13 protein-coding genes and 1 riboswitch are annotated in these 16229 nt (G+C 36.5%); of the genes, 5 read left to right on the top strand and 8 right to left on the bottom strand.

Annotated elements, in window-relative coordinates:
* Nucleotides 1–5: 5 nt before the first annotated feature.
* The gene (locus tag L1275_RS12900) at nucleotides 6–1358 is read right to left on the bottom strand and encodes a Na+/H+ antiporter NhaC family protein (protein WP_371923480.1); all 1353 of its coding nucleotides are present in this window, start codon (nucleotides 1356–1358) and stop codon (nucleotides 6–8) included.
* A gap of 15 nt (nucleotides 1359–1373) precedes the next feature.
* Nucleotides 1374–1473, bottom strand: a riboswitch (SAM-I-IV-variant riboswitch).
* A gap of 232 nt (nucleotides 1474–1705) precedes the next feature.
* On the opposite strand from L1275_RS12900, the gene L1275_RS12895 reads away from it, so the two are divergent.
* Nucleotides 1706–2194, top strand: coding sequence for an outer membrane beta-barrel protein (locus L1275_RS12895; protein WP_253473994.1), 489 nt, complete (start codon nucleotides 1706–1708; stop codon nucleotides 2192–2194).
* Nucleotides 2195–2354: 160 nt separating this feature from the next.
* On the opposite strand, the gene L1275_RS12890 is transcribed toward L1275_RS12895, so the two are convergent.
* Both L1275_RS12890 and L1275_RS12885 read right to left on the bottom strand, forming a co-directional pair.
* Nucleotides 2355–6077, bottom strand: coding sequence for a phospholipase D-like domain-containing protein (locus L1275_RS12890; RefSeq protein WP_253473991.1), 3723 nt, complete (start codon nucleotides 6075–6077; stop codon nucleotides 2355–2357).
* Nucleotides 6078–6081: 4 nt separating this feature from the next.
* Complete coding sequence (locus tag L1275_RS12885) at nucleotides 6082–6660, bottom strand: T9SS type A sorting domain-containing protein (protein WP_253473988.1); 579 nt, start codon at nucleotides 6658–6660, stop codon at nucleotides 6082–6084.
* A 411-nt stretch (nucleotides 6661–7071) separates the two neighbouring features.
* Between L1275_RS12885 and L1275_RS12880 the strand changes: the two genes are divergently transcribed.
* Both L1275_RS12880 and L1275_RS12875 read left to right on the top strand, forming a co-directional pair.
* Nucleotides 7072–7959, top strand: coding sequence for a helix-turn-helix domain-containing protein (locus L1275_RS12880; RefSeq protein WP_253473985.1), 888 nt, complete (start codon nucleotides 7072–7074; stop codon nucleotides 7957–7959).
* A gap of 94 nt (nucleotides 7960–8053) precedes the next feature.
* Nucleotides 8054–8764 carry a hypothetical protein gene (locus tag L1275_RS12875; protein ID WP_253473982.1) on the top strand — a complete coding sequence of 237 codons (711 nt, stop codon included), beginning with the start codon at nucleotides 8054–8056 and terminating at the stop codon, nucleotides 8762–8764.
* 72 nt (nucleotides 8765–8836) lie between these two features.
* Here L1275_RS12875 and L1275_RS12870 read toward each other — a convergent pair whose 3' ends face one another.
* The 5 genes from L1275_RS12870 to L1275_RS12850 form a co-directional block, all read right to left on the bottom strand.
* A complete protein-coding gene (locus L1275_RS12870) occupies nucleotides 8837–9415 on the bottom strand; it encodes a DUF417 family protein (protein WP_253474072.1) in 579 nt (192 codons plus the stop codon).
* A 155-nt stretch (nucleotides 9416–9570) separates the two neighbouring features.
* Nucleotides 9571–10431: an AraC family transcriptional regulator gene (locus L1275_RS12865; protein ID WP_253473979.1), complete on the bottom strand. Its 861-nt coding sequence runs from the start codon at nucleotides 10429–10431 to the stop codon at nucleotides 9571–9573.
* A 181-nt stretch (nucleotides 10432–10612) separates the two neighbouring features.
* Nucleotides 10613–10948, bottom strand: coding sequence for a transcription initiation protein (locus tag L1275_RS12860; RefSeq protein WP_253473976.1), 336 nt, complete (start codon nucleotides 10946–10948; stop codon nucleotides 10613–10615).
* A gap of 220 nt (nucleotides 10949–11168) precedes the next feature.
* A complete protein-coding gene (locus L1275_RS12855) occupies nucleotides 11169–12143 on the bottom strand; it encodes a hypothetical protein (protein WP_253473972.1) in 975 nt (324 codons plus the stop codon).
* A gap of 36 nt (nucleotides 12144–12179) precedes the next feature.
* Nucleotides 12180–12566 (bottom strand): helix-turn-helix domain-containing protein, encoded by a 387-nt coding sequence (locus tag L1275_RS12850; RefSeq protein WP_253473969.1) that lies wholly within the window; start codon nucleotides 12564–12566, stop codon nucleotides 12180–12182.
* 272 nt (nucleotides 12567–12838) lie between these two features.
* Between L1275_RS12850 and L1275_RS12845 the strand changes: the two genes are divergently transcribed.
* On the top strand, nucleotides 12839–13039 hold the full coding sequence (locus tag L1275_RS12845) for a hypothetical protein (protein WP_253473967.1): 201 nt from the start codon (nucleotides 12839–12841) through the stop codon (nucleotides 13037–13039).
* A 15-nt stretch (nucleotides 13040–13054) separates the two neighbouring features.
* A complete protein-coding gene (locus L1275_RS12840; protein ID WP_253473964.1) occupies nucleotides 13055–16222 on the top strand; it encodes a TonB-dependent receptor in 3168 nt (1055 codons plus the stop codon).
* Nucleotides 16223–16229: the final 7 nt, after the last annotated feature.

Here is a 16229-nt window from a genome sequence, read left to right as displayed (position 1 = left end):
ATAAATTATTCTATAACAACTGCTGGCTTTTTTTCGCGATTTCCAAAGATAATTGCTGCTGCAGTAATGATGAGCAGGAAGTATAAGTAGAAGGCATTTTTAACTAAATCTAAATAATCCAATCGACCAGCTGTAAAACTCAGTAATATCAATATTTGTGCTCCATAGGGTAATAGTCCTTGTACAAAACACGCAAAAATATCCAAAATAGACGCTGCTTTGGGTTTGGAAATATGGTATTTATCAGCAATATCTTTGGCCAAACCGCCTGAAATTAGAATTGCGACGGTATTATTAGCTACCGCTAGATTGACACTAGCAACTAAAAAACCTATACCCCACTGTGCTGATTTCTGATCGCGTATCATGCCTTGCATTTTCGTAAGTAAATATTGAATCCCACCTTGTTTTTCAACCATTCTAGCCAAGCCGCCCGTAAACATTGATAAGAGAAAAATATCAATCATCGACAAAAAACCTTCATAGACCAAATTAGAAAAAACAATAACATCCATGGCTTGAACTACCGACCCTATGATACCTGCGACCACTATACTAATGGTCAACACTACAAAAACGTGAAGCCCCATAATCGATAATAGAATAACCAATAGGTAGGGTAAAAAGACTATCCAATGAGGTGCTTCAAAAATAGGTTTAGTCAAAGTTTGATCCACAGTGATATCAGTACTGATAAAATACAATAATAGACAACACATAATAGCTGCTGGGATAGCTAATAGGGAATTGGCTTTAAATTTATCTTTCATTTCGCAACCCAATGTTTGTGTTGCAGCGATAGTCGTATCTGAAATCAGGGACAAATTATCTCCAAACATAGACCCAGCCAAGAGCGAACCACAAACCAGACCTAGTGAGATACCACTCTGATCTGCTAAACCCACTACAATTGGACCTAAAGCCACTATAGCACCTACCGAGGTTCCAATAGACAATGACAAAAAACAAGCAACTAGAAAGACTCCTAATGGCAAATACTGTATCGGTATATAGGACAATCCCAAATGTACCATCATATCAACTCCCCCTATAGCCTTGGTAACCGTTGCAAAGGCACCAGCTAATAAATAGATCACACACATGGTGATTATCTTACTATCACCACAGCCTTCTATAAATTGATTGATTTTCTCATTTAAAGGTAAACGATACATAATGAAAGCTACAAGCAGCCCAGCTATGACAGCAATAGGTGACGGCAATTTATAAAAATCGTCCAAGTATATTCCCGCGCCTAAGAAGACCGAAATAAAAACTAAAAAAGGAATTAAACTGTAGAGTTTGTGGTTTGAATTCATATCAAATTTCGTTTTAAAATAATTATTAAAAGCATTGATATAAAAACCTGAAGTAGCATCAACCTTTTTTCCAATTGCTTGGCTTATCCATTGCAGCACCTTGCGTGTTGAGGCAGGTTGCTATTTCACCGAGGTGAAATTCTTAATAATGGGGCAAATATAGAATAATATCTTATACAAAAAGTCACAAACAGAATTATAGCAATTATTTAACAACGATAGTTTTAAACATAAATTACTTTATTTCACTAAATAACCTATAAAAAATCAACCATACGAACTCGATCAAAATACATATCTCAGATTTTTTCCCATAAGTGCACAAACTGATAATAAGTTTGAAAAAATCGTAAGAAACCGTTACTTTTGAAGCAAAATATTTGACTATGAAAAAAATAATTTTAACTGCAATTTTGGCTCTGGGAGGGGTATTAACATCACAAGCTCAAATCAATGCTAAAAATGCTTTGGGTTTACGTATTGGAGATAACGACGGCTTTGGAGCAGAAATTTCTTACCAACGTGCTGTTCAAAAAAACAATCGTTTGGAATTTGATTTAGGATGGAGAAGTAATCATGACTATAAAGCTTTTAAAGTTGTTGGTCTTTACGAATGGGTTTGGAATATCGAGGGTGGTTTTAATTGGTATGCTGGAGTTGGAGCTGGTATAGGTAGTTGGAACTACAAAGGAAATTACCATAAACACACCGATAGCGGTTCTTTTGGATTGGTAACGGGTAATATCGGTATTGAGTACAATTTTGATATTCCACTACAAATTTCCTTAGATTTCCGTCCAGAACTGTATTTTAACGACGATTACAGAGATGGTTTGGAACCTGATTTTGGCGTAAGTGTACGTTATAGATTCTAACTAACATCATCAATAAAAAATGCCGCTAAGCCATCTGGTTTAGTGGCATTTTTGTTTTTAATAAAAAGGCCCTAAGCGCAAAAATCCATAATCGCTTATTCGTTTTGATCATACCGAATTATACTTAAGTTTAGCATACGCTGGATACAGTAGGCAATGACTACTGCACCCAATTGAAAATAGTATAAGGTATTTCGTAAGTAAATTTGGATTGGTAAAACGCATGGATCTTTTGGTGCATAGCCGGATTTCCTGTCATGGGGTAAATTTTATTTTTCATATTTCGAGCGGTTTTTCCGTCAAAAGACAGTTGATCTTTAACCCATAAAGATTCTAAACCGTCCCAAATCATTCCCTTTCCCGCTGTTCCCATTACAAGGGTTAATAATGAATTCCAATTGGAATGTATGCCATCGGTTGACTTGTGAATATATCGGGTTTGTATCCCAGCAGTTTTGTAATTAATTGGATCATTTAAAGCATAGATATAGTCATTAAAATGTCCACTCAAAAAGCCCAGTGGATTTTCTGTTGTCCAGCTGCCCATCTCCGCAAAGTAATCTCTGAAACCCAATCGAACTAAGCCCGTTCTATAATCATACAAGCCAGCTGTAAAACCAAAAGGCGTAAAACCGGGATGCGTATCAGTAATTATTTTACCAAAGGCGTCGTAAGTGATTTCTTGCTGAATTTCACCATTATCAAGCTGAACCACCATGCGCAATGATCCTCGGATATCCGTAATCAAATAATAGTCTCGACTTCCTTTGCGCATCAATACGGGTGTATGCTGATCGCTATACAAATAAGTACTGATAATACGATCGTTTTCATTGAGCATTGCAAGGGGAACATTCGCAATACCATATACAAACTTATGCTTGGCAACGCTATTTTGATAGGTCACTGTTGCTCTATTAAAAACATCATAATAGTAAGTGCGCTTTTGAGCAGCCCAAGCTACCTCCTTTAAATTGCCCCAAACATCATAATCATATTGTCTGCTAGACGTAAGCGTATTGTTCGTTATATTACTATGGCTTTGCAATTGTCCCGCTAAGTTGTATTTGAATTTCTTACGTTTCATTATACCCGACTGCATCCACGAATAACCCGTCGTTTGATTGTAATCATTGTTTGTATACGTATATAAAGTTGCTCCTGACTTGACCTGTAACCTATTACCTAAGTCATCATAGCTATATTCTTCATAAACCAAACCATTTTTAACTACTTGATGCAGTTCGCCCTTGGCAGTATACGTATATCTTATTTGATCTGTGGTCCCTCCTAGGCTTTCGTCCAATTGTTTTATTCTAAACAAAGCATCATATTGATATTTCACTCGATATATTTCTTTATTGCCAAACTTCACGGATTGTTCTGTCAAAAGATTCCACGCGGAATAAGTACGTACTTCTTCTAAACTCCCTTGTTTAATGGTCTTGATTTCACCCGTTAACGGTTTTCTAGAAATCGTTAAATCAAAAGCTTTAATCACGCGCCCATACGGATCTAATACATAATTTATATGTGCCATGCTCCCTGGTCCGCTAGTTACACGAGTCGAATGGATATCAATGGCCAGACTGCGATCACTATCGCCGGTTTCTTGGTTGTGATAACTGACTGTTGTTGCAACGGTACCCAAGGTGGTAATTAAATATTTATTCAAGCTAAAAAGTTGTAAATCGACTTGATTTCCATCGGTAGCTCTGACTGACATACCCGTACTTGTCGTTTCGTATTGCAGATTCCTATCGGTATGGTTTAAAGCAATCAATTCATGCTGATCGTCAAACTCCCAGTTCAAATTCCGCCCTTCAAAATCCCTTACTGATTTGGGGAAATCAAAATTCGTCCATGTACTCACTAAATAATTAGGGCGAGTCGTTGTGCTATAGGATATTTCGCGCTCGTTGTTGTTTAAGCCCTTGTAGGCCCAATGGTAACTAGCACCTGATGTATTGAGCTGCTTTAATTGCTTATTTTCAAAAGTCAGATCCAAATTGATATAAGGCGTCTTAACCCCTATCAAATTACTATGATTATCGTATTGAAATGTTTTTGTATATGGAATCCCAATTGGGAAATCGAAATTAATCGACACCAACTTCTTTTTTTTATCATAGGAATAATCGATGGTAAACAATCCGTCGATCTCATCATTAACTGCTGTGATCTGCTGATCACCTCCTCCGTATTGTAGAGAAACCCCTTTGAAGTAAGAAGAGTAAAATTGTCCTTGCTGCTTAAAATACGCATCTTTGACTAGAGGGACTGCATTTTCTAACTGTTGCTTTAAATGGGCATATTCCCTGTGTTCCAAAGACATGGGTGTAAATAGTAACGGAACATATCGGCTGGGAGAAGCAAGATGAACCAAAAGATCCTCATAGTAATTTTCGCGTCGTCCTAATTCCCAGATATCGTTAAAGTTGGTGACATATTGGTCTACTGTAGCTGGTGAAGCATTTCTATCAAAAACCACGAGGTTCTCCATGCAATTGGTTTCTGAATTATAGGAGTAATTATAACTGCCAACAGCTACAACATCATCATCGAAAATCGCATATTTATGATGCATGGTCTTTGCTGTACTATAGTGCCATTTATACGAATAACACTTAAATCGAAGGTCAATACCTGCTTCGATTAAGTTATAACTATACATAAAATTCTTCTCTAAGCAATCCCTCTTTTTAGCTGGAGTATTGGCATGGGTGTAACAGGCATCTCGCTCGGCAATTTGATATTGATTGCTATAATCCGTAATATATTCGTTCTGATCGGTAAACACTTTAATTTCGATGGAGGGGTTCTCGAGTTTCTTTGCGATTAAAGCCTCACAGATTGGGCGGGACCGCAAATAATTACTTGCAATTTTTATCGATTTTTCGGATTGTTGAATCCTTAAAACAAGTTGATCAGCTAGTGCTTGTCGATTGCCATTTTTCGAAAAAGTAGGTCCATGATTGACCGAGTGTGAAATTTTATAATTTGATGAAGTAAAATAAGCTTTGGCAATGGGATTCTCCTGGACTTGATTCAACAAACTATCCGAGTTGATCACTTTGTAGGTATAACTCTTACCAAATTCTCTCGAATGATTCCACAATAACTCAAACTCTGCACGATACTCTAAGACGAGATCCGTATCCGTGATAAGCAAACTACTTTCTTCATGTTGCCAATTGGTCTTAGCATTCCAATTACCACTGCTAGTCATCAAGAACTCTTGATCGGCGATTACAAATTTATGATGGTTTGTTTTATTGACATATTTTACATCTACTCCAATCTCCTCCAATCGATGCGAAGCCGTACCATATTGCTGATTTCTATCTTTTAAGGCGCCTTCATACAACATTCTTATTTGTACTCCTCGTTTTGCGGCTCTTGATAAGGCCAAGTAGATATCGTAGTTATCCATACTGTAAATCGAAATATCCAATTGTTTCTTGGTCTGATCGATAAGTGTCCTTAGATCTTCTAAATACCCGATCAATTCTTTTTGTGGACTAAAATTAGCGTCAATGGGGCGTTTTAAAGAATAATCTTTCTCGTGTTCATCCTGATATATTTCGACCGTAAAAGAATTACTACTTACCCACTCCGAGCAGTCGACGCCTTTTACTTGGTGAATATACCTATAAGTCCCTACCGCCTTATCATGAGGAATGATATAAACAAAGTCGTTGGCCTGATCGATAATTTGATCATTTTCTAACCACTGGTAGATTATCTTATCACCATCCGAAGGTTTCACTACAACGGGTATTGCGAACGGTAAGTCGCTGTGTTTAATTCTCAAATCCTGCCCATAAAAAACCCAAGCATTAACATTCAATAGAACTATATAAATTAAAATAAAGGCTTTCATCACTTCAATTTTTAATGACCTTTTTGACTACTTCATCGCCACCGACCAATACAACTTTGAGTAGATAAATCCCTGAATTCAAAGAAGAAAGCTTCATGATATACTGCTGAGTTAAGTCAGCAAAATCATAATACGCTAATTGACGACCGTTCATATCATAGAGGCGAATTTTACTGATAAAATTACCCGCTACCACTATGCTCAGCTGATTAGAAGTTGGATTCGGAAAAACAGTGAGGGTTTTAGCAGTAGAAACTTCTTCGACCGTAACAAGAACACGATCATAGGCATCTGGACAGGATTCCATAACGGATTTTACGGTATACTCTGTGGTTTCGTAAGGTTTAACCAAGGTTTCATTAACTCTTTTCCCTTTGGCGTACCACAGCAATTCTCCACTACCTTTTTTGGCGTACAACGCTACGGCATCTCCCGCACGAATATGCACATCATCCATCGCTACGACAAGATTATTATGACTATTAGCCATTTCCTTACCTAAACCAATTACAGCTGATTTGATACAGGGGCATTGCGAGAAACACGGCATCGTCGAGAAAAAAAATACAAATATATTTTTCATATCGGTTTATTTTAAAAGTGAATAATCGATTTATCTTACCTTAGTAAACCCTATTTTTCCCTTAAAAAAAACCTTTTAAACAGTAGAAGGAGCTAATCGTTTGCCAAGCTATTTAGATCGATGTCTATTTAGTATAAGTATCATCTAGAAGTGAATTATTTGGTCTAACCCCTTTTTCATTAAGGAGTTAACTCAATCAATTAAATATAATAAAAAAATAAAAAACAATCAAAAGCAAACTGTTAAAAATAAAAAATTAACACTATTGATGCAATTAAAGCCGAGAACATGCCCTAAATAGACCATCGTATTTGTTAGCCATTACATTTAAAAAGCCCGGTTTCGTTTCTCTGATTTTGATACACGAATCCGATAATAGTCCCTATCTTTACCTTTATAGCTGTTTTTATTATGCCTTCAAAAAAAACAATAAAAAACATTCCTTTACACCATTTACACGATAGTAAAATCGGAATCCAAGTATATAAAATCAATTATGATGATCCGTTAAATGACCATCAAATGATCCGATTAACGCACCGCGATTCCTATTACATCTTTTATATTCAACAGCAAGGAACCGTTTCAATGTTTGTCGACTTTAAGGAGATAGTGATAGAAGACAATGCTATGGGTTATATACTTCCAGGTCAGGTACATTACACCAATAATGTCAAAAATGTTAAGGGTTGGTCTCTAGCAATCGACGCGGACTTGGTTAATTCGAAAAACAAGATCCAGCTTGAAGAATCGTTGATGCACCGTAGTATTAAAGCGCTTAGACCGGAACAAAACGACATTATGGTCAGCTTTCTAAAACTGATTGACAAGACGATCGACTACCAAAAAAGTCAATGTGATTTGCCCACTACCAATCTACTGTTAGTAGAAGGTTTTCTCAGTTTGTTTAATCAGTTCTATTTTGAAAATTCTACAGCGCAACCTGCAATACCAGAAAATAGAACGAGCATACTCAGCAGTCAATTTAGAGCCTTAGTACGAGCACATTATAAAACCATCAAAGAACCGAAAACCTATGCTAAAATGCTGAATGTAAGTACAGCTTACCTCAACGATAGTATAAAAGGGAACACGGGATTTTCGTTAACCTATTGGATTCAACAAGAGGTTTTTATCGAAGCAAAAAGATTGCTGTTTTATACCGATAACTCCATTAAGGAAATCGCTTACGACTTGGGTTTTCACGATCACAGATATTTTTCGCGCCTGTTTCATAAAACCACAGCTGAATCCCCTACTACCTTTCGAAAGAGATACCGCGAATCGTCCAACTATTAACGTTATTTATACCTTGTCTAAATAAGGCCTGTTCCGTTATTTTACAATTGAAATCTGGGTGGAAATAATCAATCGACCCATCAAATTGTAAATGATGTCAAAAATGCCTAAATGGATGGCCAATGCCATGGAAAGTTTGTTGAAAAGCTTATACTTTGAATGTACTGTTGTAGCGATAGAACCGTGGAATGCCGAATTGCTAAAAATAGAATTGAAATCACTGACCCCCATGCCCAATTGTAAATTTGGTGATGCAATCAGTATCCGAGTCAGCGATACGGAATTTAGAAATTATACACCTATCACCATAAAAGACCAGCCCGATTGTTTTTATATACTGTTCCACCTACATAGCGGTACATTAGGCAATGATTATATCGAGCACCTTAAGATCGGTGATCGGCTAAAAATGGTGATTCCACGAGGCCGTTCTCCCCTACAAGGAGTAGCAGATATGCACGTAGTCGTAACCGATGAAACGGGATTGGGATTTGCACTAAATATGATCCATGAATACGAGAGTATACAACAACCGTGTTATGTAATTACCGAAAACAATCCTATCAATACCTCCACCATTACGGAGTTATTTAAACCGGTAATCAGTGTACGAAAAGGTCAGATAGAACAAGGTTTAAACTTATTTTTTGAACAGTATTTTATCAGTGTTGCAAAAACACATTTTTACCTGATTGGCAATGCCAAAACCATACAACAGACCATGATGCTTCTCAAGCAAAAAGGAATTTCATCGCACAACATATTTTCTCAACCCTTTTGGTCACTAGGTAAAAAAGGTCTCTAATAAACAAAGAAAGGATTCTCGACTTTGACAGTCAAAAATCCTTTCTTTATATACCGTAGTATTTACGAAATGCTATCGCGATTTATTTTGAAGTAGACGTTGCGCACTTTCGGAAGCACAAATCAGTCCACCGATCATCATAATCACATCTTTTAATACCAAGCGCCCCGCTCCAGATAGGAAAGGGAAACCAAAATGCTCCGTTGGAAAATCTCCTCCCAAATTAGGTACATAGACTTCGGGTGTGGTTATTAAAAAAGATAGGGTTACCAACGACATCCCAAAGGTCAAGAGTCCTCCGATTAATCCTATTTTTGGAAAACCAATTCCGGACAAAACCAAAAATCCTATCAAAACAATTACAGTTCCAAGCACATAGGAAAAAGTATAAGTACCGTTGTCGCGATGCCAAGCTATATTTTCAGCCACTTCTTTACCTTCTGGATTTTTGTATTCTTGGTACTCGGGAGCAGGCTTGTTTAAGAAGAAGCTCATCACGGGACTATTTGCGACAAACGGAATGATCCCATCAGCTTCATAATGAAAAGCTTTTAAACCGCCAATCCATACCATAACCACAAAAACAGCTATTCTAAGCAGGTTGATAAACGACTTTTGCAACCCTGCTAACTGGGTAATAATCTTTAGTATCATAATGAAAATTTGATTTTTTCAATAGTTACATCAGCAAATAGCTTTCTTATTAGTCATAAAAAACTAGTTTTGAAAACTGCGTTGAACAACAAATTGAATATGAGCCTACAAATTTAGCCGATATACCGCCAGTAGAACATGGACGAAAATGCCTATTCCTTAGACAAATATGCCACTTCGGAAATTCCTGCCCGATTTCGAAATTCTTGAGGCGAAACTAGGGTGTGTTTTTTAAAAAATCGACTAAAATAATATTGATCCGAGAATTCCATTTGAAAAGCGATCTCTTTAATACTACTCGTAGTCAGGTGTAATTTCTTTTTGGCTTCGAGTATCAAACGCTCTTGAATCAATTGAGAAGGCGATTTACCAAAATATTTTACGGCTTTTTTAGTCAGTAAATTAGCAGAAATATCTAACAAGTTCGCATAATCCATAGGTCGATGAAGACGGAGAAAATGTTGATTCAATAAATCGCGAAATCGTTCCATTTTTTCATCTTTCATTCGATACAGGGATTCTCTTTGTTCGAGTTTTATTTTAATACTACTCGATTTTGCTAGTATCAATTGCAGGTATGCTCGCAATACGATCTCCGTTGATTCAACAGCTCTGATCTCTTGCTGCATTTGAGTAATTAGTTGCTCAAAAACACCCCATTCGATCGACGAAATACGTACTGTAGGATCTATATAAATAGAATTAAATAGGAGTCCATTACAAGCCACCTCTTCACGATGGGTTTCTATACAGTAAAAATCTGAATGAAACTGTAAGGTAAAAAACTCCAGCTCCCCTTCAGACGCTATCGATAAACCTTGCATCGGTGTTGCAAATAACAGTACGGGACCTGAAAAAGGGAAGGAATTACTATCTGCATAAAAAGTACCTTTACCATCTTTGATTAGGAAAACGGTATAGTCCGAAAAATGAACAGTTAATAGGAATTCTTGGCATACTCCTTTTTTAATGCCCAGTAGATGGATTCCATCTTTTGTAACAACTTGCTCCATCTTAATTTTACCTCTGAATTAACACTGTCAACTACGGCTATCTATGACTGCGTAAAAAAACTTTTTCGCAGTCATAGATAATCGATCCTACAAACCGCTTTGATTCTCTATACTTAATCGATCAACATCGGCTAGTAAACCATATATGTCAATGGACAGCAATATACAAAAAAAGTCTGGATCAAGGTCGTTGAACGACTTCCCGCACCTCTATAGTGCCTCCCACCTTATAAATGGGATTACTTAATGCTATAGTCACAGCCTGATCGATATTTTGAGCCTGTATGACCAAGTAGCCACTGATAAAAAAAGAATAATCATCACATACATCCTCTTCAATTCCCCCCTCGGCATCAATTCGCCTTGCAGGAGTAGACGTTAGTGTATTCCCCCGATCAACCACTGTTTGATTGTCTATTAAATCGCTCAACCAAGTTAGGCGTTCAGCTAATTGTTCAGCAGTAGGAACAGCAGGACTAGCGCCATTTAATCTAAAAATAAATGCAAATTTTTTCATGTTTTGTGAAATTTAGAAATTTTATTTATAACAATTCAATCTTGGAATTAGGGACAATTCGGATTGGTTTGTCAAGAAAAATTTCGAATTCACAGATACACAATAAAGAATATCACAAATGCTTAAACCTCATTAAAAGTTTATTCGAGTGAACAGCTCGCAAATTATTAACTACTGTTCATTTCATCTGTGTATAAACCTGCTTTGTCAATTAGTACTTTTAACTACTTTTACTCTGTCTGATGGGCAATTTAAGAATTGCTTCAAGACTGATCAAATGTTCGTATTCCACTTTCTGATTGGATCCCAAATGATAAAAACTAGGTCGATAGATCAAACCAAAACTAAAAAATTTATTTAACTGAAAAGAGGTCGGAAATACAAGACCCAAGGCATAACTAGTTTTAGTAATTGAAATATGATCTGGTGAATCCACATCTATATCATAGCCAGAATTGTCGAATTTCCACATATTATGCGAATAGGAAACTCCATAACCCAGATTCCATCTATTCCATTTATGGTTGTTTGAGAGACTCCAATAGGCAGACTGTATATTTTCAAAATCACTAAAAGGAGGAGGTGTTTTACTTGCTACATAAGTCCCTGAAGTACTTAAATACTGATTGGTTTTATAGTAATAATCAAAACCTAAAGAAATACCAAAAATTCCTGTTCTGTCCTTGATCGGTTCCTGACTCGGTTTCAGAACAAATGAATTTAAAGCTGGAATTGATACTCTAAAAAAAATATCTCCTTTGTTTTTACGAAATTCCTTACCGAAGTATCGACGCTGTTTTATAGCCATACTTCCTTCGTAAATCCTAAGCGTATCTGCTGTATTAAGGAAAACTTTATTGCCGTAATAAAAGCGTTTATGATTGGTCAGGTCAACGACATAATTTATTGGAGCGGCTAGCTCCCCCACCAGATTCATATATAAAAATTTCGCGGATAAACGCGGCTTAATGGTATATTCTATATTTACACTATCTGCGATCAGTATCATATTCAGATCCTTATTTGATCGGGTGACTTCTACATCAGCTGGTAATTCATAAACCTGATCATAAACCTTGACCTTGGCTGGTTCGATATTACTTGAAACGGGCATGATATAAGTTTTTTTATTCAAAATTGTAGCACAGGAAGTCATTACTAACCCACATACGACTACCGTCAATAATTTTTGCATCCTTGAAAGTCTATTTGTTGTCTCGTTGTTAATAATTTAAATTTCATTACTTCTCAAGCGTCGATTTTCTTGTTCCAACAATTTTATCAGTCGTTCTTTATCATGCAAACTCGCTTGTAACAATAAATTCATTTCTTTGAGCAATTTGGCTTCGCTTAAAAGTACGAGATTAGGTTGCTCTATACTATCGTGATTCGATATGTTCTCTTGACCTTGGTCCAACATCTCTCCATTTCCCGTTAAAAGCCATACTGGATTTATTTCAGGATATTTTATAATGATACTCTCTAACTTATCGGATCCCAGTGATTTGGTATTATTAATCAGGCTATGAGATACTCCAATAATCTCCGCAAACTTTCTTAGACTAATTCCTTTAAACTTTATAAACTGTTTAACTCGGTCTACCGTGGTGTATGACATAATATCCTAAAATGAGTAATGTTTTTTTAATTGTCGCATTGTAATCCAATTCAAACTTTCTCATCAAAATGCTATCAAAACAAGCTTTTTACTATCAAAACAAAACTTTAACACACTTATTTGCATAAAATACTTTACATAAATTTTGATAATGTAAAATATATTATACATTTGTGATTGAATTCTTATTAAGTCGTATTGTTTAAAAAATGAAATCAGTTTGAACAATACGCAAATATATATAAATGATTTAACATTTTAAATCGCAATACATGAAAACAAATCGCAGAAAGTACAACACTTTAGTAATTCACGAACTTTTTATCAAGTATGGTTACACAAAAATGTTTATACGGCAATGCATCAAAGGAGAACGCAATAGTGTTACAGCTATAAAGATTGCTGAAGAGTATAAAGTTTTAAGCAAAAAGATCGACCATCTAGTAATTAAGACCTTAAAAAATAATGAATAAATTAAATATTATACGATGAAAAACACATACAAAATAATCATTACAGTCGTCTTTCTATTGTGCACATTCAACCTATTAAATGCCCAAAACAATACTATACAGGGAATTGTTAGTGAAAATGGAAATGGTTTACCTGGCGCAGTAGTTACCATTGTAGGAACTAGCTTTGCTGTTCAAACTGATTTAGATGGAAAGTATACCATCCAAGCACCTATTGGTTCGTCCCTGGAATTCTCTTTTTTGGGAATGACTACAAAAAAGGTCTTGATTGGAAGCTCAAAAACGATAAATGTAACGTTGCAATACGATAATGCAATACTAGATGACGTGGTAATCATCGCCTATAGCACGGCAAAAAAAAGTTCCTTTACCGGTTCATTAACGCAAGTTAACGCAGAACAAATTGAAAAAAGAGCCATAACACATGTGCTTTCTGCTTTAGAGGGGGCTTCTCCGGGTATCCAACTCTCCTCGGCTTCTGGTCAACCCGGTAGCGCTCCAGATTTTAGAATTCGTGGAATCAGCTCAGTCAATGGTAATAATGCTCCTTTATACGTGGTCGATGGTGTTCCCTATTCCGGCTCGTTGCAGAGTCTCAGTACGATCGATATCGAAAGTTTTACGATTTTAAAGGATGCTTCTTCTACAGCTATTTATGGGTCCAGAGGTGCAAACGGTGTGGTGATGATTACGACCAAAACCGGTAAAACATCTGAAGATAAATTCAGTTTAAATGTAAGTCAGGGAATGATTACCCGAGCAATACCCGAATATAAAAGAGTGAATGCCTATCAATATTATCCGCTGATGTGGGAGGCCTATAGAAATAGCTTATCGATGTCTAGTAGAAATCCCATATCCACAGAAGCCGCTAATGAAAGAGCCTCTGAAAACATCTATGATTTGTTGGGATACAACCCTTTCAATGTTGCCAACGATCAAATTGTCGGTCAAAACGGTGCCCTGAATCCCAATGCCTCCCTCTTATATAGCGATGATTTAGATTGGGAAAAGGAACTACAGAGAACTGGAGTTCGCCAAAACCTCGATTTCTCGTATCAAGGCAGATCGTTAAAATCAAATTATTACGCTTCTTTGAGCTATCTAAAGGAAGATGCCTATATTCAAAATTCAGATTTCGAAAGAATAACGGGACGTGTCAATATCCATACTCAATTTAAAGAGTGGTTTAAAACAGGCTTTAATCTATCGGGCTCTACTACCGATTCAAATCAAGCTGTCGATGGGGTAAGCAGCTCTTCGTCCTATATTAATTCATTTTATTTTAACCGAAATATGGGACCGATTTACCCTGTATTTCAACACGATCCTAAAACCGGTTCTTTTATCTTAGATGAACTCGGTCAAAAAATATATGACCCTGGTAATCTGGCTGAAATTAGACCCGCAGGTGCTTCACCCGGACGACATGTTATACAAGAAACCTTATTAAATAGGGATCGAAATCAAGGTTTATCTCTTAATGCACGTACTTTCGCAACCTTCAATTTTTTAAATCACTTTAGTTTTACAGCTAATTTTGCTTTGGATAGAACCAGCTTTAATCGCAGTACCTATACCAATAATTTAATTGGCGATGCCATTGGTGCAGGTAGAGCTTCCAAAACCTATTCGGACTACACGGGTGTTACCTACAACCAATTACTGAATTACAATCAACGTTTTAACGAAAACCACAACCTAACCGTGTTGTTGGGTCATGAAAATTTTGACTATAAATTTGATTATTCGACAGGAACAAAAACAGACCAAATCATTGAAAACAATATCGAATTAATCAATTTTGTCTCTATTAATAGTTTGTATTCTCAACTGAGAAATTATACTTCCGAATCTTATTTTTCCCGTTTGGAATATGACTATAAAAACAAGTACTTTTTCTCAACCTCTTATAGAACAGATGGTTCTTCTAAATTCTCAAAAGACAACCGTTGGGGAAATTTTTGGTCATTCGGAGCTGCATGGAGATTGGACCAAGAACAGTTTATTCAAAATATTCCGTGGATCACAGCTCTCAAGTTAAGAGCCTCATTTGGAGAAGTTGGTAACGATTCATTTACCAGTTATACTGGACTGAGCTATTATGCCTATCAAGCCTTATATCAGCTGGGCGTTAATAATGCCAATGAAGGCGGCGTTCTAGCAGAATCCATAGAAGCTCCAAACTTAAAATGGGAAGTCAATACACAAAAGGATCTGGCATTAGAGTTTGCCTTGCTGGATAATCGAATCAAAGCAACGGCTGAATACTATCATCGTAAAACCGACGAATTAATCTTTGAAGTTCCCAATCCGTTGACCGTTGGATTAGATACAAGATTGGAAAATATCGGAGCCATGTATAATAAGGGGTTTGAATTTTCAATCGATGCCGATTTAATCCGAACTGCAAATTTCACGTGGAATTTCACAGTTAATGCTGCGACTATAAAAAACAAATTCACCAAACTTCCCCAAGAAGAAATAATTTCAGGTAGTAAAAAATTAGTTGTAGGTAAATCGATTTACGAATATTGGTTGCGCGATTGGTATGGAGTTGATCCAGCAGATGGTGCAGGACTATTTATAGCTAGCGAGGAAGCAATTGCTTTAGGTGGTGATGACATAAGAACGATAGACAATATCAAAGTAACCACCAATCAAAATAAGGCAAAGTATGATTTTGTCGGAACTGCCTTACCCGACCTATACGGTAGTTTTGGAAACAGTTTTAGGTACAAAGGCCTGTCGTTTGACTTTCTATTTACTTATCAATTGGGAGGAAAAACGTACGACAGTAACTATGCCAACCTGATGCATGCTGGAAATTATGGAAATGCATCTAGTGTTGATATTTTAAAGCGCTGGCAACAACCCGGAGACATTACAGATGTACCAAGATTAGATACTTCCCAGAGAACTATTTACGGAACTGGTAGTAGTAGATGGTTAGTAGATTCTGACTACCTGGCTTTAAAGCAAATGACACTGTCTTATAGTTTTGATAACGATTTTATAAAAAAATTAGGCGTAGATCAGGTCAGACTATATGTCAACGGTGAAAACTTACAAGTTTTTTCCAAAAGAAAAGGCTTAGACGTGGGGCAAACATTCAACGGAACCACTCAGAATCGTTTTAGCCCGGCTAGAACTATTTCATTGGGTTTCAATTTAAACTTTTAAACTTTTA

The organism is Flavobacterium sp. HSC-61S13 (assembly GCF_024171535.1).
GTDB lineage: Bacteria > Bacteroidota > Bacteroidia > Flavobacteriales > Flavobacteriaceae > Flavobacterium.
Note: the sequence above shows the minus strand (reverse complement) of the source record. Positions and strands in the feature narration are given on the sequence as shown.

Coding starts and splice junctions, on each gene's coding strand:
- L1275_RS12895 (WP_253473994.1), top strand. CDS start 1,706: ATGAAAAAAATAATTTTAACTGCAATTTTGGCTCTGGGAGGGGTATTA.
- L1275_RS12890 (WP_253473991.1), bottom strand. CDS start 6,077: ATGAAAGCCTTTATTTTAATTTATATAGTTCTATTGAATGTTAATGCT.
- L1275_RS12885 (WP_253473988.1), bottom strand. CDS start 6,660: ATGAAAAATATATTTGTATTTTTTTTCTCGACGATGCCGTGTTTCTCG.
- L1275_RS12880 (WP_253473985.1), top strand. CDS start 7,072: ATGCCTTCAAAAAAAACAATAAAAAACATTCCTTTACACCATTTACAC.
- L1275_RS12875 (WP_253473982.1), top strand. CDS start 8,054: ATGTCAAAAATGCCTAAATGGATGGCCAATGCCATGGAAAGTTTGTTG.
- L1275_RS12865 (WP_253473979.1), bottom strand. CDS start 10,431: ATGGAGCAAGTTGTTACAAAAGATGGAATCCATCTACTGGGCATTAAA.
- L1275_RS12860 (WP_253473976.1), bottom strand. CDS start 10,948: ATGAAAAAATTTGCATTTATTTTTAGATTAAATGGCGCTAGTCCTGCT.
- L1275_RS12855 (WP_253473972.1), bottom strand. CDS start 12,143: ATGCAAAAATTATTGACGGTAGTCGTATGTGGGTTAGTAATGACTTCC.
- L1275_RS12850 (WP_253473969.1), bottom strand. CDS start 12,566: ATGTCATACACCACGGTAGACCGAGTTAAACAGTTTATAAAGTTTAAA.
- L1275_RS12845 (WP_253473967.1), top strand. CDS start 12,839: ATGAAAACAAATCGCAGAAAGTACAACACTTTAGTAATTCACGAACTT.
- L1275_RS12840 (WP_253473964.1), top strand. CDS start 13,055: ATGAAAAACACATACAAAATAATCATTACAGTCGTCTTTCTATTGTGC.